Source organism: Telluria antibiotica, from assembly GCF_011682055.1.
GTDB classification, from domain to species: Bacteria; Pseudomonadota; Gammaproteobacteria; order Burkholderiales; family Burkholderiaceae_D; genus Telluria; species Telluria antibiotica.
Map to the genome: position 1 here is coordinate 200,717 of NZ_JAAQOM010000004.1, position 26,988 is coordinate 227,704.

General features: G+C 60.1%; 22 protein-coding genes. 3 read left to right on the forward strand and 19 right to left on the reverse strand.

Annotation, left to right across the window (positions count from 1 at the left end; translation table 11 throughout):
* The first annotated feature begins 298 nt into the window (after nucleotides 1–298).
* Both HAV22_RS08490 and HAV22_RS08495 read left to right on the forward strand, forming a co-directional pair.
* Nucleotides 299–2,239, forward strand: a complete 1,941-nt coding sequence (locus HAV22_RS08490) for a nucleoside-diphosphate sugar epimerase/dehydratase (protein ID WP_166858472.1) — start codon at nucleotides 299–301, stop codon at nucleotides 2,237–2,239.
* Nucleotides 2,240–2,425: 186 nt separating this feature from the next.
* The gene (locus tag HAV22_RS08495) at nucleotides 2,426–4,366 is read left to right on the forward strand and encodes a pectate lyase family protein (RefSeq protein WP_166858474.1); all 1,941 of its coding nucleotides are present in this window, start codon (nucleotides 2,426–2,428) and stop codon (nucleotides 4,364–4,366) included.
* 54 nt (nucleotides 4,367–4,420) lie between these two features.
* Here the strand turns inward: HAV22_RS08495 and HAV22_RS08500 are convergent, their stop codons facing one another.
* The 19 genes from HAV22_RS08500 to HAV22_RS08590 form a co-directional block, all read right to left on the reverse strand.
* Nucleotides 4,421–5,863: an aminotransferase class I/II-fold pyridoxal phosphate-dependent enzyme gene (locus HAV22_RS08500; protein ID WP_371869582.1), complete on the reverse strand. Its 1,443-nt coding sequence runs from the start codon at nucleotides 5,861–5,863 to the stop codon at nucleotides 4,421–4,423.
* Nucleotides 5,864–5,879: 16 nt separating this feature from the next.
* On the reverse strand, nucleotides 5,880–6,521 hold the full coding sequence (locus HAV22_RS08505) for an acetyltransferase (protein ID WP_166858478.1): 642 nt from the start codon (nucleotides 6,519–6,521) through the stop codon (nucleotides 5,880–5,882).
* A complete protein-coding gene (neuC, locus tag HAV22_RS08510; RefSeq protein WP_308789204.1) occupies nucleotides 6,511–7,656 on the reverse strand; it encodes a UDP-N-acetylglucosamine 2-epimerase in 1,146 nt (381 codons plus the stop codon). The genes HAV22_RS08505 and neuC overlap by 11 nt, the downstream gene beginning before the upstream one ends.
* Nucleotides 7,638–8,672 carry an N-acetylneuraminate synthase gene (gene neuB, locus HAV22_RS08515; protein WP_166858482.1) on the reverse strand — a complete coding sequence of 345 codons (1,035 nt, stop codon included), beginning with the start codon at nucleotides 8,670–8,672 and terminating at the stop codon, nucleotides 7,638–7,640. The genes neuC and neuB overlap by 19 nt, the downstream gene beginning before the upstream one ends.
* On the reverse strand, nucleotides 8,669–9,436 hold the full coding sequence (locus HAV22_RS08520; RefSeq protein WP_166858484.1) for an oxidoreductase: 768 nt from the start codon (nucleotides 9,434–9,436) through the stop codon (nucleotides 8,669–8,671). The genes neuB and HAV22_RS08520 overlap by 4 nt, the downstream gene beginning before the upstream one ends.
* Complete coding sequence (locus tag HAV22_RS08525; protein WP_166858486.1) at nucleotides 9,430–10,236, reverse strand: nitrilase-related carbon-nitrogen hydrolase; 807 nt, start codon at nucleotides 10,234–10,236, stop codon at nucleotides 9,430–9,432. The genes HAV22_RS08520 and HAV22_RS08525 overlap by 7 nt, the downstream gene beginning before the upstream one ends.
* Nucleotides 10,236–11,528 (reverse strand): glutamate-1-semialdehyde 2,1-aminomutase, encoded by a 1,293-nt coding sequence (locus HAV22_RS08530; RefSeq protein WP_166858488.1) that lies wholly within the window; start codon nucleotides 11,526–11,528, stop codon nucleotides 10,236–10,238. Before HAV22_RS08530 ends, HAV22_RS08525 begins: the two co-directional genes overlap by 1 nt.
* Nucleotides 11,525–12,538, reverse strand: a complete 1,014-nt coding sequence (locus HAV22_RS08535) for a Gfo/Idh/MocA family protein (RefSeq protein WP_208296117.1) — start codon at nucleotides 12,536–12,538, stop codon at nucleotides 11,525–11,527. The genes HAV22_RS08530 and HAV22_RS08535 overlap by 4 nt, the downstream gene beginning before the upstream one ends.
* On the reverse strand, nucleotides 12,523–13,239 hold the full coding sequence (locus HAV22_RS08540; protein ID WP_166858491.1) for an acylneuraminate cytidylyltransferase family protein: 717 nt from the start codon (nucleotides 13,237–13,239) through the stop codon (nucleotides 12,523–12,525). Before HAV22_RS08540 ends, HAV22_RS08535 begins: the two co-directional genes overlap by 16 nt.
* On the reverse strand, nucleotides 13,240–14,406 hold the full coding sequence (locus HAV22_RS08545) for a hypothetical protein (RefSeq protein WP_166858493.1): 1,167 nt from the start codon (nucleotides 14,404–14,406) through the stop codon (nucleotides 13,240–13,242).
* Nucleotides 14,407–14,442: 36 nt separating this feature from the next.
* A complete protein-coding gene (locus HAV22_RS08550; protein ID WP_166858495.1) occupies nucleotides 14,443–15,453 on the reverse strand; it encodes a hypothetical protein in 1,011 nt (336 codons plus the stop codon).
* A complete protein-coding gene (locus HAV22_RS08555) occupies nucleotides 15,434–16,444 on the reverse strand; it encodes an NHL repeat-containing protein (protein ID WP_166858498.1) in 1,011 nt (336 codons plus the stop codon). The genes HAV22_RS08550 and HAV22_RS08555 overlap by 20 nt, the downstream gene beginning before the upstream one ends.
* A 92-nt stretch (nucleotides 16,445–16,536) precedes the next feature.
* Complete coding sequence (gene asnB / locus HAV22_RS08560) at nucleotides 16,537–18,348, reverse strand: asparagine synthase (glutamine-hydrolyzing) (RefSeq protein ID WP_166858500.1); 1,812 nt, start codon at nucleotides 18,346–18,348, stop codon at nucleotides 16,537–16,539.
* Between the two features lie 3 nt (nucleotides 18,349–18,351).
* Entirely contained in the window at nucleotides 18,352–18,906 is a 555-nt protein-coding gene (locus HAV22_RS08565; protein WP_166858501.1) for a sugar transferase, read from the reverse strand.
* Nucleotides 18,903–20,393, reverse strand: coding sequence for a lipid II flippase MurJ (locus HAV22_RS08570; protein WP_166858504.1), 1,491 nt, complete (start codon nucleotides 20,391–20,393; stop codon nucleotides 18,903–18,905). Before HAV22_RS08570 ends, HAV22_RS08565 begins: the two co-directional genes overlap by 4 nt.
* 1 nt (nucleotide 20,394) lies before the next feature.
* Entirely contained in the window at nucleotides 20,395–21,231 is an 837-nt protein-coding gene (locus tag HAV22_RS08575) for an aldolase/citrate lyase family protein (RefSeq protein WP_166858507.1), read from the reverse strand.
* Nucleotides 21,232–21,288: 57 nt separating this feature from the next.
* Nucleotides 21,289–22,494 carry a GumC family protein gene (locus HAV22_RS08580; protein WP_229421148.1) on the reverse strand — a complete coding sequence of 402 codons (1,206 nt, stop codon included), beginning with the start codon at nucleotides 22,492–22,494 and terminating at the stop codon, nucleotides 21,289–21,291.
* A 66-nt stretch (nucleotides 22,495–22,560) separates the two neighbouring features.
* On the reverse strand, nucleotides 22,561–25,020 hold the full coding sequence (locus HAV22_RS08585) for an SLBB domain-containing protein (protein ID WP_229421149.1): 2,460 nt from the start codon (nucleotides 25,018–25,020) through the stop codon (nucleotides 22,561–22,563).
* Between the two features lie 607 nt (nucleotides 25,021–25,627).
* The gene (locus HAV22_RS08590; RefSeq protein ID WP_166858509.1) at nucleotides 25,628–26,344 is read right to left on the reverse strand and encodes a pseudouridine synthase; all 717 of its coding nucleotides are present in this window, start codon (nucleotides 26,342–26,344) and stop codon (nucleotides 25,628–25,630) included.
* A gap of 217 nt (nucleotides 26,345–26,561) precedes the next feature.
* Here HAV22_RS08590 and HAV22_RS08595 point away from each other — a divergent pair, with 217 nt between their 5' ends.
* The gene (locus HAV22_RS08595; protein ID WP_166858510.1) at nucleotides 26,562–26,969 is read left to right on the forward strand and encodes a hypothetical protein; all 408 of its coding nucleotides are present in this window, start codon (nucleotides 26,562–26,564) and stop codon (nucleotides 26,967–26,969) included.
* The last annotated feature ends 19 nt before the right edge of the window (nucleotides 26,970–26,988 follow it).

A 26,988-nucleotide genomic window follows, 5' to 3' on the forward strand; every position in this document is an offset into this window, starting at 1 on the left:
ACATTCCTGTCCGTACATCACAGACAGTTACTTACTATCAATGCGAATGCTTTCATCGTTCGCGAACGTTTTCGTCGGAATAACCCGACACTGCGGTATATTTTTTCACTGCTCTACTGTATGATGGTGCGGTTCAGCATTTCGCCTGACCCGCGCTTTCTCAAGGCTTCGCGGCGTTACAAATGGTGAGAATTAACAGCTTTTCATCTTCTGAATCCTTCTCGGCCTGTTCCCTGCGTTGGCGCTTCGGAGCGGAGCACCGTGTTTCCGATTTGAAAACAAACGATCGCAGCAAACGATGAAAAATACGTTCCTTAATTTATCTCGAACTCAAAAACAAGTAATTGCCGCGGCAACGGATATTATTTTCATTCCGATTATCCTCATCATCGCAGTGGCTCTCGATTTGAATAAAGCGGAATTATCCATTTTCCCAAAATACAGCCAGCTGATTATTTTCTCCCCCGCATTGGCTATCGCGATCTTTGCCCGTATTGGTCTTTACCGGGCGATTATTCGCTATATCGACCATAAGATCGTCACGACGATCGTGACGGGAGCATTCTGTTGTGCGCTGGCACTGTTCCTGGTCGCACGGATCGTCGGATTTGCCGCACCCAGTTCTGTTTTTGCGATCTTCGGTGCGAACCTCGTCCTATACCTGCTTGTGAGTCGCTTCGTCGCGCATGGATTTTTCGTTGGTGACCGCAGGTCAGGCCGGCGGACGCGCGTAGCCATCTACGGAGCGGGCGAAGCCGGCGTCCAACTTGCCAATGCGTTGCGCCCGGGTTCGGAGTACATTCCGGTCGCGTTCATTGACGACAACCCGCAATTGCATCACGCTACGATTTCGGGCGTTAAGGTTTATGCACCGTCGCGTCTGCGCGAACTGATCGACCAATACGACATCAGTGCCGTGTTGCTTGCGATTCCGTCGCTGACGCCGGCGAAGCAACGCACGATCATCGACAAACTGACGCCTTTGAAGGTGCGTATCAAAGTCACGCCATCCATGAGGAATCTGGTCAAGGGAATGTCGCGCGTGGAAGACGTCCGTGAAATTCAGATCGAAGATTTGCTCAGCCGCGATCCGGTTGCACCGGATGATTCGTTGCTGTCCGTATGCATCACGGGCAAGTCTGTCGCGGTCAGCGGCGCCGGCGGCTCAATCGGCTCAGAACTCTGCCGCCAGATCGTCAAGCTCCAGCCGCGCCGACTGGTCCTGCTCGAGCTGTCGGAATTCGCGTTGTATTCGATTGACCAGGAACTGCGCGCGTATGCCAGCGCTCATGACCTCGATGTCGAACTCGTGCCATTCATGGGATCGGTGGTCGACTTGGCGAAGTGCCGTGAGATTTTCCAGCGCTTCGAAGTCGAGACGGTCTATCACGCGGCGGCCTACAAGCATGTGCCCCTCGTGGAACAAAACCCGATCGAAGGTATCCGCAACAACGTGTTCGGAACGCTGAACTTCGCCCGGGCTGCCGTCGAAGCCAAAGTGAAGTGCTTCGTACTTGTGTCGACCGACAAAGCCGTACGTCCCACCAACGTGATGGGCTCAACGAAACGCCTCGCCGAGCTGATTCTGCAGGCCTTTTCGCGTCAACATGGTCACACCCGGTTCTGCATGGTTCGGTTCGGAAACGTGTTGGGCTCCTCGGGCTCAGTCGTTCCGCTGTTCCGTCGGCAGATTGAAATGGGTGGTCCCGTGACGCTGACCCACCCGGAAATTACCCGTTACTTCATGACGATCCCTGAAGCCGCGCAGCTTGTGCTTCAGGCTGGCTCGATGGGCAAAGGCGGCGACGTTTTCGTCCTCGATATGGGAGAACCGGTCAAGATCGCGGACCTTGCGAAACGCATGATCCATCTGAGCGGGCAAGAGGTATTCTCCGCTGAGACGCCCGACGGCACGATCGAGATCAAGTACGTCGGCTTACGTCCGGGAGAGAAACTCTATGAGGAACTGCTGATCGGGGACAATGTTACCGGCACAGCTCACCCATTGATCATGCGTGCCCAGGAAGCTGAAATTGCGTGGCCGTTCCTCGAATTGATGCTGCGTCAACTCGAGGATGCCTGTGACCGGTTCGACCACGAGGCGATCCGTGCGCAGTTGCGCAAGATGGTCAGTGAGTACGCGCCTACGACCGATATCGATGACCACTTATGGAAACGCGGCCTTTCGCTGGAATTTCCTGTCGATGGTAATGCCGGCACCGTCGAAGTGACCGCGTAAATCTCCCAGTTCATCACTAGGCGCGACAATAGCTCGCGCCTCGTTCGTTCCTGCTCACCGAACAGCCCGCATCCCCGCCTGGCATCAGGAACGCCAAAATCACCGCGACCTCGCCGTCGCGAGCACAACCTTGTTTTTTGCCGGGCTATTCCGTGACACTCCATTTATACCTGACAGGAGACAACAATGGCTGGCATTTTAAACAAGACCCGACGCGCGACGCTCGTCGGGGCAACGGCCCTCGCGGGTCTTTTCGCCAAGGCGTCAACTAAGGCAGCGACACCTAATGTCGTGCCGGCCGGAAAGCCGCAATCCATCGACCCCGTTTCGCTCGCCTCGTCGGTTGGCGCATCAATGGTTGGGTACCTCGCATCGGGAGCGAATGCCGTCAAGCGCTCGTTGCTGGATCGCGGCCGCGATACCATCAGCGCGTTCGACTACATGACGCCTGAGCAAATCGCCAGCGTCCGTAACGGCACGCCGACCGACGTCACGGCGGCGCTGCAGAACGCCATCAATTCCATTACGACGTACGCGGGCACGATTGAGCTGCCGCCGGGGAACTTCCGGCTGTCCGCGCCGCTCGTGACGTCCAAGCCCGGCCTGGTACTGCGCGGTGCGTCCAGATATGGCACCTATCTCACTGCTCCTGGCGGCGCGACCTTTGACATGCTGCGCATCGCGCACCAACAGGTCGAAGTTACCGGCATCATCTTCCGCCCAGCTACTACGGAGCAGCTTCCGATCCGCATTTATGCTGGACGGGCGCATATTCACGACAATTACCTGCTTGCAGCCGCGAACAACGCCGGCATCGGCATTCTGCTGACGGACCGAAACCCTACAACGGGTGCAACCGTGCCAGGCGCGTACGCCCATACCATCGACAACAATATGATCGGCGATAGTGGCCATGCTTTTGCCTATGGCATCGCCGAAAACAGCACGATCGGCATTACTGCGACCCGCTTCCGCGAAAATAACATTATTTCCAACCATCCCATCCAGATCAAAAAGGGGGGCGGCAACGTCTACCGCGACAACCTGCTCCAGTGTGCCGGAAGCGCCCCAGTCGGCGTTGGCATCATGCTCGGTGCGGGGACAACGGGCGAAAAAATTAGCGGGAATTATTTCGAGGGTTTCAAAGCGATGATCGAAACCCTCAATACCAGTAACAATCATCAGATCTTCCACGCGGTCGGGAATCACAATGACAACTGCACGGTGGCGGTCGCGGACGCCGGTGCCAAGAACTACGTCATCGAAGATGCGGTGCAGAAGTGCGAGACGCGCAACGGCTGGTCGACGGCGTACCCCGGAGCGTCGTGGCGCCTGCAGACCGCTGCCGGGAAAATCGCGTTCGCGGCCGACAATGCTGGCAATTGCTTCCTGGGCGCATCATCTGGCACGTCGCACGTCATCAACCGGGCCGAATCGACCGAAGGAGCCGTCATCCTGAGCTTCCAGGCGTCAGGCGGGCCCGTCTGCACCATTCAAGACGCTCGCGGCCGGGGTGCCAACAATGCCAATGCCATGCTGTGGATGAATAAGAGTTCGACAACGGGCCGGTCAATAAACGCGGCCGGAACCGTCAATACGAGCGGCGCCGACTACGCCGAGTACATGAGAAAAGCCGACACCTGCGGTCCGGTGGCCAAGGGGCAGATCGTCGGCATTGACGAAAACGGCAACATTACTGATCGCTGGGCGCTGGCATTGACTTTTGTCGCGAAATCGACCAACCCGTCCTATGTCGGCGGCGACGTCTGGCACACCGATCCTCGTCCAACACCCCCGGCCATCCCCCCTGCGAATGCCGAGCAAGCGATGCTCTCGTACTACGCCGATGAATGCGCCCGCCATGAACAGGAACTGGCTGCATGGGACACCGCGCACGAAGCAGCGCGACTCAGGATGGACCGCATCGCCTTTGCCGGTCAGACCCCGGTGAACCTATGGGGCGCGCAACCAGGCCAGTACGTCGTGCCGGTGCAGGACGGTGACGGAATCAGCGGAATTGCCAAGAACGAAGTCGACATGACGCTGTATGAATATATGCGCGCCGTCGGCAAGGTTGTTGCCATCGAGACCGATGGCCGCGCACGCATCGTCGTGAAAGTCGTTTGACGCCGGCTGATAGCGTTCTGGTGCAAGCAGACTTGCCTGCACCGAAATAGTCGTTCAGCCGGAGATCGTTTTCCGGATGACGTCGATGATCCGGTCGACGTCCGCCATCATCATGTTCGATCCCGATGGCAGGCAAACACCTTGCTCAAACAAGCGGTCCGACACGGACGGACCGCCACCGGTGAAATACTGGCAATGCTGAAAAACCGGCTGCATGTGCATCGGTTTCCACACAGGTCGCGCTTCGATCATCTCCGCGGCCAGCGCCTTGATCAGGCGTTCGCTCGACACACCTGTCGCCGGATCGATCGTGCACGCGGTCAGCCAGTGGGTCGAAAAACTCCATTCCGGCTCGGGCATCCAGTTGATGCCGACGTCGCTCAGCGCCGACCGGTAGCGGTCGAACACCGCGCGGCGCGCCGCTACACGTTCTTCGAGCACGGTCAACTGACCACGGCCGACGCCCGCCAGAATATTGCTCATCCTGTAGTTGTAGCCGATCACGCTGTGTTGGTAATGCGGTGCGGGATCGCGCGCTTGGGTTGCCAGGAACTTGGCTTTCTCGATCAACTCACGATCGTCCGAAACGAGCATGCCGCCGCCCGACGTAGTGATGATCTTGTTGCCGTTGAACGAATAGATGCCGAGCTTCCCGAACGTTCCGCTGGCGCGTCCTTTGTATTTCGCCCCCAGCGATTCCGCTGCATCCTCGACGAGCGGAACGCCGAAACGTTCGCACAATGCGACAAGCGGATCCATGTTTGCGCTTTGGCCGTACAGGCTGACGACGATCACTGCCTTCGGCAGGCGTCCGACCTTTTCTGCGGCGGCGAGCGCCCGTTCGAGGGCCATTGGCGACATGTTCCAGCTCTCTTCATCAGAGTCAATGAACACTGGCTCCGCCCCCTGGTACACGATCGGGTTAGCGCTGGCGGCGAACGTCAGGCTCGAGCAGAAGACCGTATCGCCTTTCGTCACGCCGAGCAATATCAACGCGAGGTGGATGGCGGCCGTGCCGGAACTGACGGCGGCCGCGTGCGTCATGCCGACATAGTCCGCGAGTTCGCGCTCGAACGCATCGACGTTTGGACCGAGCGGAGCGATCCAGTTCGTACGAAACGCTTCCTGCACAAAATCCTGCTCGGAATCGCCGAGGTGCGGCGTCGATAACAGGATCTGCCGGTCGATGTCGCGCCGGTCCAGGACCTGCACGACGTGTCCGTTCCGGTCGACGACCGGAAGATGGTTGATGCCGTGTTGATTCATCAGGCCGAGTGCATCGCGGCGACTGACGTTGTCGTGGACGACGATGGACTCGATCGACGGCAAGTCGACGAGTCGCGCATCAAGCTGCTTGCCGTTCAGGAGCAGGCGGCGCAGGTCGCCGTCCGTGACCGTACGCTCGAACGTCGTGTTGTCCCTCACCAGCAGCAGAAGCCCGGAAGCGGCCTTGTCCAGCATCGCCAACGCTTCGCCCACAGTGGTGGAGCGGGTCACGGTTATTTCTCGTACCTTATTCACTTTTTTCCTTACTTTTGGAGACTGCAGGCACCCCGACATACGTCTGGGCCGCCGGAACATTTTCTAGAACGACAGCGCCGGCACCGATGACCGCGTGGTCTCCGGCGTGCACGAGAGGCAGCAGCCTCGCACCGGCACCGACCAGTACGCCTTCACCAGTCCGAACGCCGCCGCCCAGCGAGGCCGCCGGGGCGATGTGCGAGAACCGCCCCACCTCACAGTCGTGGTCCACGACCGCGCCGTGATTGACGATGACGCCGTCACCGATCCGGGCCGAAGGCGCGACGATCGCGTGCGCGGCGACGAACACGCCCTGCCCGAGCGCGGCGTGGACGGACACAGTGGCGCGCGGGTGGACGATCGTCACGGGACGTCCGCCGAGCGCGAGCAGCTGCGCATGCAGCGTGGCGCGGACGCCGGCATGGCCGATCGCCACATGAAAGCAGGCACCGCGCATGTCGTCGTGCACGGCGGGCACCGTCACGGTCCAGTCGAGCACGCGGGCGCCTGCCCGCTGCGCGTTCCCGTCCGTCAGCCGGATCCGGTCACCGGACACGCCCGTCAACAGCAGCGCATCGATGACGACTTTCGCATGGCCGCCCGCGCCGACGATGTAGATGGTATCAGTATGCATTCGCCTTCATCAATACGTGGCTGTCCAGTGGCAACTGGTCCAGCAGCTCGACGATGCGCCGCGCGGCATCGCCGTCGCCGTACAGGTTCGCCGGGGGTAGCCTGCCGCCAGCGAGCGCTTGCCGGACCGCATCAAGAAGCGCCTCGCGCTCCGCCGGGACGTCCATCACGTTGGCATTCCGTTCGCGCATGGCTTGACGGCTGCCGATGTTGATGACCGGCGTACCGAAACTGGCGGCCTCGATGATGCCGGCGCTGGAATTGCCGATCATGACGTCGGCCTGCGCCATCCAGGAGATGAACGCGTCGCGCGGCAGGTGGGTGACGAGCGCCATGCCCGGCCGGCCGGAGCGCACAGCCAGGGCCGCGCGCACGTCGTTGCTGCCGGCGTCCGCATTGGGCATCAGCGCCATCACCTGGACGCCGCTGTCGGCCAGCGCATCGAGGATGATGCCGGTATCGCGGCCGGCCGCCGCGGCTTCCTGCAGGACCGGATGAAACACCAGCAGTGCGACCGGCGCGTCCGTGCGCAGGCCCGCGTCGCGGCACAACGCCAAGCGGTCGATGTGGGCCAGTTCGCGCACGCCGTCCAGGCCGGGCGCGCCCGTCACCCGGACATGATCCTCGCGTTCGCCCATACGTACCAGCCGTGCGGCCGCGTCGGCCGTCGCCGTGAAATGGAAATGCGACAGCTTCGAGATCGCGTGGCGCACGGGCTCGTCGACGGTACCGGAACGTTCGCCGCCATGGATATGCGCGACGGGAATGTTCAGGTGAATCGCCGCCAGCGCGCCGGCCAGCATTTCGCCGCGGTCGCCCAGCAGCAGCACGACGTCGGGCCGGATCTCTTCGAAAGCGTCGACGAACGCCGTCAGCATGCGCCCGACGTTGCGTGCCATGGTCGCGCCGGTAGGCGGGTCCATGTGGACGGGCACCCGTTGCGTGACCGGCAGCCCCGCGCGCACGATGTCGTCGACTGTGTTGCCGTAGCGCTCGGACAGATGCATGCCCGTGACTACGATCGCGAGCTCCATCGACGGGTGCGCCTGGATCGCGAGCAGGGTCGATTGCATCAGCCCGAAGTCCGCCCGCGTCCCGCTCACGTAACAGATTTTCCTCATTGGAGGTTCTGCCATTGCAACGTGCTGCCGGCAGGCAGGTCCTGCTGCAGCGTCTTGCCGATCACGAGGCCGAGTTCACCCGGCTGGATACCGTTGCCCGGCCGCAGCAGGATCAGGTCGTCCCGCGTCAGCACCGTGCCGGCGGTCAGTGCGCGCGCCGTCGTCACGCTGCGGCGGACCAGTTCGCGCACCGGCAGCTCGGATGCCGTCGGCGCCTTCACCGGAGAACCGAGAGCCGCTTCGACGTCACGGATCTGGCCGATCAGCGCGGCCAGTTCTTGCGGCGTCAGAGATGCCTTGTGATCGGGACCCGGCAGGTCGCGGTCGAGCGTGAAATGCTTCTCGATCACAGTCGCGCCCATGGCGACCGCGGCCGTCGACACGGCGATGCCCAGCGTGTGGTCGGAATAGCCGACGGGCAGGCCGGTTTCGGCGGCGATCGTCTGCATCGCACGCAGGTTCACGTCAGAGCACTGCGCCGGATAGTTCGACGTGCAGTGCAGGATCGTCAGTGCGTCGCCGTCGATCTCGCCGAGCCCCGCCTTGCGCCGGGCGTCCGCGATCGTCCGGACAGCGACCTTGATGTCGTCCATGGTGGCCATGCCCGTCGAGACGATCAGTGGCAGCCCCTTCGCGGCGAGGAATTCGAGGAATGGCAGGTTCGTGATTTCACCCGACGGCACCTTGATGCGGTGCATGCCCAGGCCGAGCAGGAAGTCGGCGGCATCCTCGTCGAACGGCGTCGACATGAATTCGATACCCAGTTCCTGGCAGCGCTGCAGCAGCTGGTGGTGCAGTTCCGGCGACATCTCGAGCGCCTTCAGCAGCGAGAACTGGTCGCCCTCGCCCGTTTCGCGGCGCTGGTATTCGGCCTTGGCGGCGCCGCGGCGCACGAGCTTTTCCGCGGAAAACGTCTGGAACTTGACAGCGTCGGCACCGCAACGTGCCGCGGTCTCGACCAGTTGCATTGCCAGTTCCGCGCTGCCGTTGTGGTTGACGCCTGCCTCGGCGATGAAAAATACACGGTTCATAGCGAAAATCCGTCGTCGACAATAAGGTTTTGGCCCGTCATGTGCTTGGAAGCGTCAGAGAGCAGGAAAACAAGCGCACCGACCATGTCGGCCGCATCCAGCATGCCTTTCTTGCCGGCCTTGCTGTTGTACCTCTGGACGAACGATTCGGCCTGGTTGTCGAAGATGCCTCCCGGGCTCAGGCAATTGGCACGGATGCCGTCGCGCTTGAAATACTGGGCCAGGTACAGGGTCAGGTGAACCACGGCCGCCTTGATGCCTGCGTACTCGACGGGCATGGTCATCGTCGTGCCTTCGTAGACGTCGAAACGCGGCGCGATGCTGCCGTAGATCGACGACATGTTGACGATATTCCCCCAGCCTTGCTGCTTGAAGAACAACGCGAACTGCTGCGACACGAGGAAATAGCCGCCCAGGTGCAGGCCGACGTTCTCGCAGAAATCCTCGTACTGCACGTCTTCGAACCGGCGTCCGTAATTGCGGTTGCGCGGGTAGGCGTTGTTGACGACGGCATCCACGTGACCGTGACGTTGCTGCAGGCGCGCGATCAGATCTGCCACCGAGGTCTTGCTCGTAATGTCGAGCACTTCCGGGACGGCGAGACCGGGATGGCGTACAGAGATGTCGGCGGCGACTGACTCGGCGGCAGCGCTGTCGCGGTCGGCCACGACGACGAGGCCGCCATGTTCGGCGATCGCCGAGCAGAATTGGCGGCCGAGCAGCCCGGCGCCGCCCGTAACGACGATGACTTTACCGTTCAGCATTCGGTTCCTTCATACAGGGTTTTGTACAAGCCGTAGCGTTTGTCGGCAACGGTCGGAAACGCGCGGCGATACTCGGCGACGCTGGCAAGGTCGACGTCGTAGATGTCGAGTTCCCGCTGTGACTCGATCGGTTCGAGCACGTCGCCCTGCGGCGTCACGATCATCGAACTCTTCTCGTACGCCAGCTGGTTGCCATCCTCGCCGACGCGGTTCACGCCGAACACGAAGTACTGGTTCTCGATGGCGCGCGCGACGAGCAGCGCACGCCAGTGCGCGACGCGGCGCACCGGCCAGTTAGCGATGTTCACGACGGCATTACAGCTGCGTGCCAGCACGGAATACAGTTCAGGGAAGCGCAGGTCATAGCAGATGGAACAGCCAAGCGTCAGTCCCGCGACTTCGGCGACGCCGAGCTTCGTCCCGGCGCTGAGCGCACGGTCTTCGCCGGCAAAGCTGAACGGGTGGATCTTCGCGTACAGGATGTCGACGGCGCCATCCTGGCGCGCGAGGCACAACGTATTCATCGGCTTGTTCGTGTCGGCCACGACGAGACTCGCGCCGAACACGATGTTCACGCCGGCCGCGCGTGCCAGCTCACCGAAGCGGCGCAGGCTCTCGGACCGGTCTGCCGGTTCGGCCAGCGCAGTCATGTCGAGCGAATACGCCGTGAGCGTCATCTCAGGAAAGATGACCAGCTCACAACCCTGCGCGGCGGCACCATGGGCAAACTCCGAGCAACGCTCGAAGTTCGCGTCCTTGTCCTGCCAGCGCTGGTCGAGCGATACGAGAGCGACGCGCATCAGTTGTATTTCCTGAAAACGGGCTTGATGACCGGGCCCTGCAGGTAGTTCTCGGTGCCCTCTTCCAGCGCGCGGCCGTACACACGGAACGCGGCGTCGATCGCCTGTTCGGTCAGCGCGATCTCAGCGTCGCCATGGCGATATGACAGCGCGATCCACGGCATAAGCACGCCGTTCTTGATCATTTCCTGCGAGAACAGGGTCCGCAGCGCCAGCGAATTCGCGCCCGACTTGTCCAGCGTGAGATAGAACGGCGAGCAGGCGGCGCCGCCGACCTTGAAGCTGTCGGCGATACCGTGCGCTTGGGCCTGGCGTTCCATCATGGCCGTCAACTTGCGTCCATAGTCCCACAAATGCTCGACGACCTTGTGCTCGTGCATGAACTTGACGGTCGCGACGAAGGCGCCCAGTCCGCTCATCTCGGCGCCATGCGTGGTCGACAGCAGGAACAGGCGCTCGCGGCCTTCCATCTCGATCGACCCCAGTTCCATGATCTCGCGGCGGCCGGCAATGCACGACACGGAAAAGCCGTTCGCCATCGCCTTGCCGAACGTGCACAGGTCCGGCGTGACGCCATAGACGTGCTGCGCGCCTTTCATGTGCCAGCGAAAGCCGGTGATCATCTCATCCAGGATGAAGACGATGCCGTTCTTCTTGCACAGTTCCTGGACCTTGTGCAGGTAGCCGTCGCGCGGCTCTTCGGTCGCGGCCGGCTCCAGCACGACGCAGGCGAACTGTCCCGGGTGCTCGGCGATCAGAGTCTCGAGCGACGCGATGTCGTTGTAGCGGAACAGTTTCGTTTTCTGCAGCGTTTCCTGCGGGATGCCGCGGGTCAGCGGCGTCGAGCCGATGAACCAGTCGTCGTACGAGAAGAACGGATGCTCGGCGCAGCGTGCCACCAGTTCGCGGCCGGTGTAGGCGCGGGCGAGCTTGACAGCGGCGGACACGGAGCTGGAACCATTCTTGGTGAACTTGACCATGTCGACCGAATCGATCTGTTCGACGAGCAGCTCGGCCGCATCCAGTTCGATGGTCGACGGACGGGTCAGGTTGTTGCCGTTGCGGATTTGTTCGATGGCGGCGTTGTCGATGACGTCCTCGGCATAGCCAATGTTCACGGCGCGCAATGCCATGCCGTAGTCGAGATAGCGCTTGCCTTCGGGATCGAAGATGTACGCGCCCTTGCCGCCGGTGAGGATCTGCGGCGCGTTGGTCGGATATTGGTCGAAGCCGCGCGAATACGTGTGCGCGCCACCCGGAATCACTTTAAGGAGACGGTCTTGGTAGCTCATTCTTTACCTTCGGTAAACTTCTCAAGTTGGTAGAGAGTCTGCAGGACGCGGTAATCGTCCAGCAACGTATTGGGATACAGGGACTTGTCCTGCCGGATCACGGCATTGACGAAGGCGGTCATCTCGGCGATGTAGGGCTCTTCCGGATTGATGTAACCGGCTTCGACCGAACCGCCGCCGAGGTCGAAGCGGATCCATTCCGGATGCTCCACGTTGGCGTAGCGGACGCAGTTTTCGTCGGCGCTGAACACGATCTCGCCCGTGCTGCCCAGGACGCGCAGTTCGCGCGTCGACTGCGGACGCGAGACCACTTCGACGGTCACGTTCGCCAGCACGCCCTGCGGATAGCGCATCAGACAGTGGTAGATATCGTCGATGTCGGCGTTCATGTCCGTGAGCTTCGCCTTCACGCAGGCAAGGGGTTCCGGCGTGCCGAAGATGTCATTCAGCCAGGTCAGCTCGAACGGCACGATTTCGCGGCCGGCGCCGGTGTCACGCGCAGAGACGTAATAGTCCTCGATGCGCTCCCACGGGTGCCAGTCCGGCAGGTATTGGCCGGTCTGGTAGTTGAGGTTCAGCGGCTTACCGATGGCGCCTTGCGCGATCAGTTCCTTGACCTTCTTCGGGCCGGCGAAATAGCGCATCGTGCACGAGGGGGCCATCAGCGGGCCGCTGGCGTCCACCTTGTTGTGCAGTTCCAGGATGCGATCCGCTTCCACCACCGACGCTTCGATAAAGCATGGCAGGCCGAGTTCTGCGCCCTTGAACGCATACGTCATGTGATGTTGCGGCGACGTCGAGATCACGAAGGCCCCCGGCTGGAACGACTGCAATGCCGCGTCCAGACTGTCGAAGACGGGAATGCCGTACTTCTGGTTCGATTCAGCCCGACGGTCTTCGCGCGGGTCGAAACCGGCGACGTCATGGCCGCCGATCGCCAACAGGTTGCGAACGCGGCGTTTGCCCATCGAACCCAGACCAATGACAAGAAATTTCATACCGTCCCCCACTCGTGCTTCATGACCGCCTCAACGCAAAGAAAATTGTAAATGTCGTCAATCTCGTAATTCTGGTACCGCTTGATTTCGTAATGGGTGCAGCGGCGCGTATAGAACGTGTTTTCCTCGAGCAGTGCGTCGGTCTTCGCGATGTACGCGACGCCGAACGGAAAATACGCGGCCGCATTGTCCTGCCGGCGCGTAGTCTGGGGCAGGTCCGGGCAGAACGGCTCCATCCTGGCGCCGACCAGGCGCTTCATGATCGACGGGTGTTCCGTGACCTCACCGACACTGATGATCGAATCGAATTCTTCGCTCTGGCGGATCAGCGCTTCGAGCATATTGTCGATGTCGTCGTCCTCGCGCAGCGGCGACGTGGGCTCGAGCAGGACGATGTAGTCGTAGCTGTGGCCTTCGTTGTCCTTGAGGTAGGCCACCGCGTGGCGGATCACATCGTAGGTCGACGCTGTATCGCTCGCCAGTTCGGGCGGACGGATGAACGGCACGTGGGCGCCGGCGGTGCGGGCGACCGCCGCGATCTCGGCGGAGTCCGTCGTGACGAGCACGGTGTCCAGGTAGCGCGACTTCAACGCCTTGTCGATCGTCCACGCGATCAACGGCTTGCCACAGATCGGGCGAATGTTCTTGCCAGGCAGGCCTTTCGATCCGCCGCGAGCGGGTACGATGGCAAGCACCTTTTTTTCATGGATCAATTAATTTCCCTCCAAAATATTCTCAATTGCGTCGCATACGTTGGCGGTCGCGGATGTCGTCCCGGCCGTGCCGCGCTCGCCCGCACGGCGGTCGACGACGAGGTCGTCGAGTGCTTCAACGGTGTTGAACGCGTCGACGTCGCCACTGAACAGGTAGGCACAAGCTTCGCTCAGCGACGTGAAGTCGAGCAGCCCGACGCGGACACCGTGGATCTGCGCCTCGAGCGCGATCGTGGACGGGAACGTCACGAGCATGTCGAGCGCAGACAGGTACGCCTCAATGGGCATGCCGTTGCAATCGATGGCATCGCCGAGGTCTCGCCAGCGGGCTTCGTTGGGATGCTGGCGTACCGCGAGCTTATAGCCCTTGCGGGCACAGCGCGCTCGCAGGCGTTCGAATACCTCGAGCTGCAGATCGCCCTCGGGACAGCCGGGCAGGATGTTCGACGCATAGCCCACGACGGGCTGTCCGGCACGCAGCGAGGTGACCTCATCCGTCGGCGCGAACGTGTAATGACGGTCAAATGCCGGATTTCCCGTCACCACGATACTGTCCGCATGGCGTCCGAAACCGACGAGGATGTCCTTGACGTTGTTACTCAACACGCAGATTTGCGAACCGTACCAGTCTTCCTTGAACCACTGGCCATCCGCCGACGGATAGAGGTCGAGCAGGCACAGCGACGCGACCCCCCGCTTGTGCGCCGCCAGCAGCGCCGCCCGTTCGGCACGCGGAGAGTTGGTTGCGACGACCAGGTCCGGCGCGTACGATGCGAGCAGGCGCTCCAGCGTGCGCGTCGGCAGGAACGCATGGCGGCCTCGTTCCGCGTAGATGGCAGCAGCCGTGTCGATGCCCTGTTCCGCTTCCAAGTCCGCGTACGACAACCCCATGTACGCCACCGTCTCCTCACGCGGTACCAAGTCCGAATTTACGCCCTCACTCAGGCGGTTGCCGTGCGCGAGGGCCGCTTCATCGCCCTCAGTCACGAGGTCACGGAAGCCGATGTGGGGAACCCCGGCCCGTGCCAGCACGCTGGCGGCGGTGGTCAAGCCCAGGACGAGCACCTCGTGGCGCCCCTGCCCGAGCAGGGTCTGCACGACGGGCAGCAGCATGTTGACATGCCCACCGCCGTAAGCAACGAACAGGATTTTCTTCTTTTTACTCAATTTACTCACCTGAAAACAAAGCACGACTGCGTCACACTACTCCGCCAACGATATGTGGCCCCCTGGCGTCACAGCGCTGGCACGCGCGCCTGACCGTGTCTGCGGGTACAGCAATACAAGTGGCACCGCCATCGTCAGCACGGTCAGGCCAAACAGACCGCCTCCGCATGCCAAGCCGATCAGCGTCTCGACCGGTGTGAACGGGCGGTTGCGCATCCGCACGAAAATCACAAGGAACAGCAGTGAGAACGCTGCCGCCGCAACGAGCAGGACGGCCAGCAGTTCATTGCCGAAGAGGACGCGGCCGAGACCGTGCGCCAGCATGTGGTAGACCCCTTCGAAGCCACCGCCAAAGAAATCAATGTTCTTCATGATCGCCAGCACCAGGTATTGTCCTACATAGAACATGACGGGCGCCGCGATGGCCAGCAGCACTGCCTTACGCAGCGGTTTCATGGGCGTGCGCTGACGGTACTGCAGATAGAACAATGCAAACGATGCTACCACCACGATAAATACGCCGGTGCTGACTGCGGCGAGCCAGCACGAGAACGCTACCAACAGCAGAGGCTTCAACCCGTTGACTGGACCACGCGTCAGTCGCAGACATAACGACAGACAAAGCAACCAGGAAGTCCACGCAATCACGCCGCGACCATTCATGAAGAAGTGTGCAGCCAGAAAACCGCACCATGCCAGCACTGTCGGCGATCGCCCCGTAGTCATGAACGACAGGCCGCGCCACAAAACTACGTTAAATGCAAAGAATAGCGAGATGTACAGGGAAAACCCAAAATCCGGATATAACTCACCCCACAGGAATCCAGGATAGGCGGTGAGATAGCGGAAAAAATGCGGGTGTCCGGTGACTGCCAACAGGAGTGGCGACACGCCCGCGTCCCATAGGTCCAGGACCTGGTCCCAGGGTTCGAAGCGCTTCAATCCGACGATCGAAAATAACGCGGCCGCCGCGACGGCTGTCAGCCACCCCGCGAGCGTCTGGCGCAGCGTCGGTCGACCATATGGTTCAGGCAACGAGTTCGACATTGACCGGTTCGTTGAAATTAGAAAGCGCAGCGACCGGCACGCCTTCTTTGTACATGACGATGCGATGGTTGTCCGTGTCGGCCACGTACAACGCGGTCTTAGCCTGCACGGCATCGTTCGGTGCCAACAGTTCATAGCCGAGCAACGAACGTGCCAAACAGACACTTTCGCCATCTGCCGTATGTTCGTTTACCCTGGCCAATAACGCCTGGAGAGATATGGCGCTGCCGTGGCTCCAACAGCCTGCGGGAGCGGGCAACCGGCTCAAGGTTTGCGGATCGAAAGCGACGATCTGATTGATGTGCTCTTCGGCTACCAGGAGTTTTCCTCCAGCCATATGGACACAATTGGGATAAAAGGAGTCCGCAGTCCCGACGAGCTTTGAAAAGCTGACGTCCCGCCCCGCGTATCGCAGAACTTTATGAGAAAAGGTATCCGCGACGTACAACGAGTCAGACGTGAGGTACACGCCGCGCGGAAAACCGAAATTCCCGGGCACCCGAGCGACTTCGCGGGCTTCCGTGCCTTGCTGCTCGTATAACCGGACAGCGCCGGGTCCCTGTTGCCGGAACGCTACCGCCAGGATATTACCTCTTAGGGAAAATGCATTCACCGGCCAGTCGAATACCGACTCGCCAACGAGGAATCCGTTCTGTTTGTTTAACCACAAAATTCGACGCCCGGTGCCCACGAGTGCATAGCGACCCGAAACCAGCAAACCCCGCGGCTGAACAGCAGATGTGCGCCAGACTTCAGCCCCATCGGGTGCGACTCGCTGGACGACACCGCCAAGACCGGAAACAATAATCAGGCTGTCTTCCAGTCGAGGGCCGGTAAGTACGGGAGCCCCCTTCGGAGTACAGTGCAGGCCCCCGGTTGTACCACCATCTCTCGGTTTGAATCGACCACGCGACGGAGAAATAACACCATCCCGTTCGAGAGCACAACGGGGACCGTCGACAACAGTACGCACAGTGGGAACTGCTGCCATCAGCCGTCCTGTCAGCCAGTTCGGGAAAACGATTGCACCTGCGCCGAAGGCGCCAAGCCAAGCCCTGCGCCCGAGACTGGTCACGAGATGACTCATTCCGCGCGCCCTGTCCCGCTCGGCGGCGTGGCGCCTGCTCCGTTTTCCAGCCAATGTTCGGTCGCGATGAGAGCGCGCAATTCGCGTGTCCGATCCGTGCGACGGCCGACGTGCTCATCTGCCAAATCGTTCATCGCTTCGGCATTCAGGTAATTCGGAAGGGAAATACCGAGCCGGGTCACATGGTCGCGGCAATATTGGGCGCGATCGGTTTTGAACCATTCACCAACCGGCACGGTGAACATCTGCTTGCGACGATATGCCAGCTCCTCCCCGATGAGCGGAGCGACCGCCTTCTTGTACAAATACTTCGTCACGCCATCCTTCAGCTTTAGATGACCTGGCATCCGGAACGCGAACTCCATCATGCGGTAATCCAGGAACGGCGTGCGCGCTTCCAGCGATACCGCCATACCCATGCGATCCGGTTTGACCAAGTTATTCCCTGAGAGCAGCAACTGCATGTCGAGATACAAGGCCTGGTTGATGCGGTCCTGGTGCTGGACTTCGGCGAAGTACGGACGTGCGACATCGAACGAGTCCACTCCGGACAATGTACGTGCCAGCGTGGGCGTGTAAAGCGCATGCTTGCCGCTGTCAGTGAACAAGGAAATACTGTCGAAATAGGCTCTTTGAAACTGCTCAGCAGAAGCATGCTCGGCTGCGCCGCTCGCAAAGAAGTTGCGATACTTGTCATATCCAGCGAACAACTCGTCCGCGCCGTCTCCCGTCAAGACAACCTTGACATGTTTCGCGGCAAGCTGGGAAACACGGTATGTGGGCAGGAACGAAACGTCGCCATGCGGCTGGTCACAGTGATACGTGGCAAGCGGCCACAGCGAGAGCATGTCGGGCAAGACTCGCTCCATCGTGTGGTTCGTTCCAAAACGGTTGGCAGCGCTTTGCGCAAACGGCGCCTCGTCGTAGCGCGGATCCTCGAAGCCAATGCAAAAAGTCTTGACCGGCTCGTCAATATGACGCGCCATCATGCCGACCACGGTGCTCGAATCGACCCCGCCCGACAGGAATGCCCCGAACGGAACGTCGCAACGCAGGCGCAGGCGCACCGCATCGTCGAGGATGCTATTAAACTCCTCGATCCACTCGGCTTCGCTACGTCCATGCACGGGCTGTACGTCGGCCAAGTTCCACCACCGCGTCGTCGTAGCGCCTTCGCGGGTGATTTTCATCACGGTGCCCGGCATCAGGTGACGCACGCCGCGATAGATCGTGTATGGCGCGGGGACGTAGTTAAAGGTCAGGTAATGGTGGAAAGCCACTTCATCCATGTCCTGGCGAACGACCCCAGCCCTCAAGAGCGATTTGATTTCCGAGCTGTAAGCGACCAGCTTCCCGTCATCGTACACGTACAACGGCTTGACACCGATGCGGTCACGGACGATATACATCGCTTGTTCGCGCGCGTCGTGGATGGCGATCGCAAACATGCCATTGAGCTTGTTCAGGAATCCGATGCCTTCGAGTTCATACAGGCGCAGCAGGACTTCCGTATCGGAATGCGTGCGGCACGGATTACCCCGCTTGGCAACTTCCTCGGCGAGTTCGATATGATTGAAGATTTCGCCATTCTGGACAACGACGATCTGGCCGTCGTCCGAGACGAAAGGCTGGTGACCGCCCTGCAAATCGATGATCGACAGACGCTGGTTGCCCAAGGCTGCGCCCGGCACGGCGTGAATCCCCTGGTCATCAGGTCCACGATGCCGGATCGCGTGGCCCATCGCCTCGAGCTTGTCCTGTGGCAGTGAATAGCCATCGCGATGGAAATACCCGAAAATTCCGCACATCTCTTAATTTCCCCCTACAAACAAAACTTGGCGGACCGTGAGCGCAATCACCCACAAGTCGAAACGTAACGAAGACCGGCGCACATATTCGAGATCGAGCTGCTTGCGCTCGTCTTCCGTCCCGGACGAGCGCAGTGTCGCTTGCGCCAGGCCGGTAATACCCGGCCGTACCAAGTGACGTTGCGTCCATTCGGCGTCCGTGTAGAGCACGCGCTGCTTAGGTACGTCGGGACGCGGTCCCACAAGGCTCATGTCCCCTTTCAGAACATTGAGTAACTGAGGCAATTCATCGACGCTCGTGCGCCGGATGATCCGGCCAACCCGCGTGATGCGCGGGTCGTTGGTCGCCGTCGAGTAACCGCCGATCCTGTCGGCGTCGACTCGCATACTGCGAAACTTATACATACCGAATTCGCGCCCCGCGCGTCCGACGCGGATCTGTTTGTAGAACACCGGGCCACGGTCATACGTCCACACGGCAGCCGCAACAAACAACATCAGAGGGGAGAGGCACAGCAGCGCGCAACCGGAGACGACAATGTCGAACAAACGTTTCATGAGACAGCGGATTGCGGGAAAGAATCGGTTGAAAAACGAAGGAAGCGACGAATCGGGACGGCCATCGCGATCAGGAAACCGGCCGCCGCCAGAAGCACGCGCAGGAGATTGTGGCTCGGCTCAATGAGTTGGGCGATGCCGGCGCAGGCCAGTGCAAGCGTCAGCACCATGCCGAAATGCGACGACGCGAGCGCCTTCCACAGCGCGCCACGGCCGAGCATCGGCATTCGCGCGATACGCGAAAGCCACACGGCAGCAACAGCTTGGCTCCCGATCACGGCAAACATGAGTGCGTTTTCCGACTTCAGCAACAGACCTGGCAGCGCCAACACCGGCAGCAGGGACAGCGTACCGACTGATACCTTGAAGACGTCCTTGGCACGTGAGCTCGCGTTCAACAGCGCCGTGGCGATGCTCGTCACGGCGGCGCATGGTGCGCTGAGTGTGGCGATAGCCGTCAGTCCGGCAATACGGGAAAGTGACGCTTCGTCCATATGCGACGCGGCAAACACGACGTGGACAGCGGGAGCCGCGAAGAACCAGCCGAACAGCAGGATCGTAGCGCCGAGCAGCAGCGCGTAACGGGTATTTTGAACCGCCAGCGCCATCGCCTGTTCCGGCTTTCCTTCCGAATACATGATACTCATACGCGACAAAGCAACCGTACCAATCGATGTCAGCAGGATCGTAACAGGCAGCTCCACAAGCTTCTGTGCGTAATTGAAGCTGGCAACAGCCCCTTCGCCCAACGTGGATGCCATCGCGCGAATTACAACCGGAGCAAGAAGCGACATGGCCGCAGCGAGCGTCGCAAACATGAATGCGCGCAGCAATGCATGGTCGACCACGCGCTTCTTCGCGGGAGCATACCAGACGCGCGACGGCATCATCATCATCTGCGTGACCCACCGGAGCGCAGCACCGGCCAAAATGCCGAACGCGAGCCAGGACAATGGCTGGGTATGATGACGGCATAAAAACAATGCGATGAGCACGCCAACGTTGAAAAACAACGTTCCGCATCCAACGAGCATAAAGCGCTGTCGAGCGTTGAGGTAAGCCCCCGTGACACCAGCGACGCCGCTGAGTGGCAACGCGACCGCGACGGCAACGAGTCCATCGGTGCCGATGGACTCCGCGTTCACACCCGGCGCCAGCAGGTGAAAGACGACATGCGGATACAAGACCAGCCCAGCACCGGCTACGCCGAAAATCGCTAATATTGCGAGCGAGAACTGGCGAAACAAGACCAGCGCCTCATCGCCCTGTAAGGTGCTGAAACGCGGCACCAAGGCGGCACTGATACCGCCGGAAATCAGTAAGTTGACAAGGAGATCCGGCAGCGTGAGCAGCAATACAGCCAAGTCAGCCTGGGGTGATATCCCGAAGACTGTGGCAAGCCCCAGTTCGCGCAGCAGTCCGGTCAGGCGGCCCGCGAGCAACGCCAGACTGAGCACGAAGGTCGCGCTGAAAAGTGACCTCGACATATCAGTTCGAAACGAGTTCCCGTTCCGCGATCGAGGAAGCGATCGACGTCACAATGGCCGCGACCTCGCGATGGGCCCGCAGCAAGTCTTCCTGACTTCCATTCAGGTGGTGTTCGTAGGCCTGACGCAATTTCGCGACCTGGGCCTTGAAATCCATTTGCGCACAGATTTCGGCGACGGTTTCCGCGCGGCGATGGAAGGTTCGCGACAGGATGGCGGCACTCGAGCCCAGCCTGGCGTGCTCAGCGAGGATCAGTTCGGCCGGAAGCAGGCCTTCACCGACTCGAGCGACGCCTCCGATACCGAACGGAACCAAGGCATCGTTGAGTACCTGCGCCATCCGATCCACCGTGCCGTCGGCCAGCAATTCGAACATGAACCGCTTCCGAAGTTCGAGGTGCAAATCGTTCAAGCCGATGTGGACTTCGTTAACACCGCGGATAGCCACGCACTCGTGCAGGGTTTTCATTGCGCCGACAGTCTCAACGAGAAGGGTCGTCCGCGCGCGGCCATTCACTGCCTTGATGAACAGCTCGACCTCCCTCGGCGTACGGAACATCGGCAACATGATGATATCAGCGCCGGCCTCAAGTACCTGCTCGACTTCGTCGACGGTATGTTCGTTGACCGGGTTAATCCGAACCATCAGTCTGCCCGCAGGGACAACCATACGCACAGCGGCAACATCGTTGACGGAATGACGGCTTATCAGCGTGTCAAGGTGACCTTGGCGCTCATGCTTGCCCAGCACTTCAAGGTCGACGAAGATCCTGTCGGCGCCGCTGTCAACGGCGAACTGTGCTAACGGGACCGAATTGGTAATAAAAAAAAGGTTCATGAGTTTTGCTTCGGATTGCTTGACAGGCGTCGAGCTTCCAAACGCCTGTCCCGCTGTTCAGCGCAGGCGAAGGTGGGCCTTGAGTCTCGCAAGCTGCGCAACCCGCTCGGGAGAGCGCAGGGCCATTTTTTGAGTTTCGATCAGGAATGCCGACAGAATTGCAAGGAACAGACCTCCGAGCCCTGCAGCGACGACAATCACGCTGCGCTTCGGTTTGAATTTGCGTTCCGGTTCGATGGCAGCGTCCAGTACCTGGATGACCGATGCATCCTTCGCTTCGTCGAGGCGAGCTGCTTCATACTGTTTTGCGAGCAATTCATACAACATCTGATAATACTTCACTTCGCGCAAAACCTTAATGTTCTCGAGACCTTGCTGGCGGTCGCCACTGTGGTCTTGGGCGCTGCCTTCGGTTCGATTCCCGTTCTCGAGCTTGGCAAGCTGGGCACGCAGACTCTCCAGCTCTTCCTGTACCCGCTTGTAGTCCTGGTTATTTGGGGTCACGAACGCCTGCATCGAGCGCAACTGGATTTCCTTCGCCGCGACCTGAGCTCGCAGACGGCCCACCGTTTCAACGATGGCCCGGCTCTCGCTGTCAACACTGATCACGCCGCTCGTATCGAGCGAGTGCTTGAGTGCAGCTTCCGCATTGGCCAAGCGGTCCTTCGCAAACTCGAGTTGTTGCTCAAAAAATTTGCGTCGTTGCGCCGCCTCGGTGACCGCAAGCGTCTTATTCAAGTTCAGCAGTTCTTCCACATACGCGTTGGCGAGCGGCGCGACCAGCTTTTTTTCCTCGCTCTCGACATCGAGCGTGATGAGGCCATCCTTAGCGGTCATGACGGTCGTGTTCGCCTTAAGCGCTTTGCGTGTCTCTTCCGGAGATTTCGCGTCAAACACCTTCTCGAGATCGAAGCGTTTGATGAGGCGATCGGCAACCGTGCGGCTCTCGAGCATCGCGATGTACACGTCGTTCGCATTCTTCGGACCACCCGCACCACCCGCCACGACGCTGGCGACACCACCTAACTGCGCAAGGAGCGCCGCTGCACCGGATTGGCTTTGCTGTGGCGGCAGCAGCTTGACGCCCGCACGATAGACGTTCGGCATCGCAAAACTCAGTGCGGCAGCGAGTATCGACGCGAATATGGGCAAGCCAATGATCAGCTTCTTGTGCTTGGCCAGCATGATGAGAAGCTCGACGACATCGAATTCTTTCTGTTCGCCGTGGTTCTCCGCTGACGTATTAATTTCCATTTCTTTCATGACTTTAAGCTATAGCCTTGCCTTGTCTTTGCTTGGTATACGAACGGCAGCCCGCGATATTTGCCGTTAATTCTTGAGAGTCTTGATCGCGGCAGCGCCGAGACCAAAATTCGCGAGAATCTGCGTCCACTCACGAGCACCTTGCGTAAATTTCGTCCATGCAGTCTGCTTGTCGAGCTTTTCCGGGACGACGATCGTGTCACCCGGCATCACCTCGATACCGCCAACCTTGCCGAAGAACCAACCCTGCGAATCGGTCGACACGACGGTGCCGTCGACACGCAGCACGAAGGCGTTGTCGATATCGGCATCGGACGTCGTTCCCGCCATATTCAGGTAATCCTTGACGCGGCTGTTCGGACGCCACAGCGGCGACGCCTCGACGTTCACGGCGCCGAACACGTGCACGAATGCCGGCTTCGACGGAATGACGAGGCGGTCGCCGTTCTGCAACGAGACCGGAGGCAGATGGCCGAACGAACGATCATTCGGATCCAGGCCAAAAGCAATCCGGCCGGTCGGCTGCAACTTGCGGAAACGTGCGATACGCTCTTCGGAAGTTCGGCGCTCGGATTCGAACTGTGCGGTCATTGCCGCGGCCTCGGTCGGCGACAGACCACGTAGGTTAGCCATCTGACGAGACTGCTCGCTGCGTAACTGGGTTTCGAGACGGTCAGCTGCGCGCTGCAGATTCGCTTCCTGTTCTTTTTTCACTTCTTCACGATAGAACGCGGTACCGAACAGGTAGGCGTTGCCGGTTGGGCCGCCCGCCTTGGCGATCAGGCTCTGGAGCGTGTCGCCGGCGGTCATCTGGTAGACGCCGGGCACCTTGACCTCGCCTTCGACACGCACGAACACTTGACGCTTGTCCACCGGCACCGCAACGTCTTCCTGCGAAAAGATTGTCACGGTATCGCCGGCTTCCAGCTGGACGTTGTCTGGACCGTTCGGATTGGTGAACACGGCGCCCAGGTTAAACGGGATCAACTTGACGGTCAGGTCGCTACGGTTGACGCGCTCGATGACGGCGTAATCCCAGTTGATCGGGTCGATCAACTTGCCGATATGCGAAGCGATCTTCGTCGCATCCTCTGTGGTGTCTTTTTCGCTGTCGCCCGTCGCCACCACATTATTTTGCCGCTCGGTTGACTCCCGGGTAATCAGATATTCACGGCTCGGAATCAAATCGCTGACGCGCATGCCCTGCCTGAATGGCGCACGCACCGGCTGGTCGACGTTGCCGCGCAAGATCACGGCATTGGAGAAATCCGGCGTGATCGAGGTCACGTTAAGCACATCGCCATTCTTCAACGGGCGGCGCAAGCCTTCCGTGTTCAGCGCAAATTCCTCCACGCTGCGTGGATGACTCTTGTTCGGATCGATGCGCTCCAGGAAAACGCGACGCGGGTCCGCGACCACCGGCAGACCGCCGGCAAAGCTCAGCAGCGACTCGATAGTTTCGCCGCTGTTTTTCAGCTCATACACTGCCGGGCTGTTGACCTTGCCTGTCAAGGCCACGAAACCACCCGCAGGCGGGATATAGATCGTGTCGCCATCCAACAGCTTGATGTCCGCGGATTTGTCGCCCTTGGCGATGAAGGAATACAGATCGAGTTCGGCAGCGACCTTGCCGCCGCGCTTGACCTGGACATGACGCATGCTGCCGTTCGCGTTCGGCCCACCGCTGGCAAACAACGCAGTCACGAGTGTCGACAAACTCGAAACCGTGTAGGTCCCCGGCCGGTTCGCCTGTCCCACCACGTACACTGTCATCGCGCGGAGCTGGCCAAACGTCACGTTGACCGTAACGCCCTTGTACAAACGACCGACGGCGGCACGGATGACGTTCTGCGCGTCGGCGGCCTTCACACCGGCCAACGACACGCTACCGATGGTCGGGATCGAAATATTGCCGTTCCGGTCGACGGTGGCACGGTAATCGATATCGATCGTCCCCCAGCCGCGAATCATCAGTTCGTCGCCCGGCCCGAGCAGATAATCGGACGGAACCGGCGAATTAGTGACAGGGGTAAACGTTGCCGTTCCGTTGACGAAAAACTCGGCACCGAAAATGGGAAGCAGTTTGCCGGTATTTTCAGCAATGAACTTTTGGAATTCGCTAGGCTCTTTCTGGCTATCCTCGTCGCTGAAATTCCCATTCTGCTGTAAACGCGTAGCATTGCGGCGGTGCAACGCATCGCGATCATTCAGTCGATCGTCGAAACGAGCGTCGCCACCACGCTCTTTCCCGACGCGACCGTTCATCGCCCTGCCGTCGCGCATAGCGCCGACGTTGTCACCGAAACCCCGCTCGCTCGCCTGGCCATTGGTAATGCGGGTTTTGCGTGCCGATCCACTGCTCAGCCCATCGGACAACGCCGCATCGCTCGCATTCCGCGTCCCAGACATGGACGTTGTGGAGGGCTCTTGATTGAAGAGATCAGACTTGTTCGTATCTTGCGCAGAAGCAGCAATGGAAGCGACGGCCATGGCCACGGCCGCAAAACTCTTGTTGAACTTGAACATTGGGCGTTAGTGAGATGGAGCGTGAGGGCTGATGAACCAATCCGACATTTTAACTGAAGGCAATGCGGAGTGTGAACCTTTTGTTGCACGTGCGATCACAAATTGTGCTATGCAAAATGACAACTTCAACTTATCCACGACATGCGACGGGTTAAACACTACGATTGCTAACTACATAGCAATGAAGGTTTATCTTCTGTCACATCAACTCCGGGAGGAATGTCATTACATAGTGAATGTTGGTGAGAATTCCTCCTAATCAACGTTTTCATAAATCAATTGCGCGCTCATCCGAAGTGCCGCTACACCGCAGCCAATTGTCGTAAGCGGCGCAAGAACAAGTGGCCGAAGGTATCACGCGCGACGGCGGGCAAACGATAAGAGACCCCTCGCGTCACCAACCGCGGCGCGGCATGAACCGATTTGGACTGCTGCGTCGCAGCCGATGTTAGCGAATTCCGACAATATTGAGATGATGAGTTCTCGCAAGTCGGCTCACCATGCCGCACGGCTGGCTGATCAATCGGCGGCCACGTGGAACTCGCTGCCGCTACAGTCGCGACAACCACTACGTGCCGGCCGCCAGAGAAAGCAACGCATGACGAGTTCACCCCGGCACAAGCAGCTCCAGCTGCGCCCGCTCCAAATAACACCACTCCCCTTCCTTCAACCCCAGCGCATCGAGCGTCAACCCGCCAATCTGTGATCGGTGCAGGGCCACGCAGTGATTGCCAGCCGCCGCCAGCATGCGCTTGACTTGGTGATACTTCCCCTGCTCCAGCACGATCTCCAGCTGATGATCACCCCGCTGCACGCAAGACTGGGCCGCAAGCGGCGCGGGCTCGTCATGCAATTGCACACCTGACAGCAGCTGATCCACGAGCGCCTGGGTCACGGGCTCCTGGGTCGTGGCCTGGTACACCTTCGGGATATGCCGCTTCGGCGACGACTGCGCGTGGATGAACGGCCCGTCGTCCGACATCAGCAGCAACCCCGTCGTGTCGTGGTCGAGCCGGCCGACCGGCTGGACTTCACGCCAGGTAAATTGCTCAGGCAACAAGGTCAGGACGCCGGGATGGTGGCTGGGCTTGCGCGAACACTCGAAGTTCGAGGGTTTGTACAACGCGATATAGACGTGCTCGCGGTACGTCCACTCTTCATCGAAGACGGTCAGCACGAGGCCGTCCGTCTCCACCAGAGTTTTGTAGTTGTCGTGCACTTCGCCGTTGATCGTCACGTCGCCATCTTCGATAAGGGCGCGGCAGTACTTACGCGTGCCAAAGCCTTGCGACTGGAGCACGCGGTCGAGGGATAGTTTACTCATGGGGCAAGACTGTAGCAGAAGGAACGCAAGCCTCAAAGTTCAGCAAACTCGGGGTTTCCACTCGAAGCAAGAATTCGTTTGACACATCTCAAGAATTGACTATGCCCCGTTGATACACTGAAACCTGATTAGGAATCGACCTACAGTTACTGAGTGTAGGACTAAAGGTGGGCCGCACCATCTGGCGCATCGGATCAACCCCAACCACGAGGCAAACGTGCAGATCGAAAAAAAACAGAACCAGAGCACCCCTTCTTCGTTCGCGGCCACAAGCAGCGGAACGAAGGTGGCCCAGGAATATGCGGCATTGTTCCCGACTCGGCTCGCGCTGGCGCGTTGGACGCGGGGTGGCGACATCCCGCATGTACATTGTTTCGAGCACCAGTTGCCGATGCGCGCCGCGTGGTACGAGCAGGGGCAGCGCCAGTTTCAGGCGTGGCTCGAAGCCGGGGGTTTTCATCAGCCAGACCATGACGGGGCCGACGGCGTGGTCGCGGAGACAGCGCAACAACCCGCGTACCGCGTCGAACTCAGCAAGAAGCACGTCGTACATGGCAGCCGGCACGCTTCGCCCCCCGCAGCAGGCGACCTTCCGGCCGACGCCGGCAACGCACGCCCAAAATGAAAACGACGGCATGCGCCGT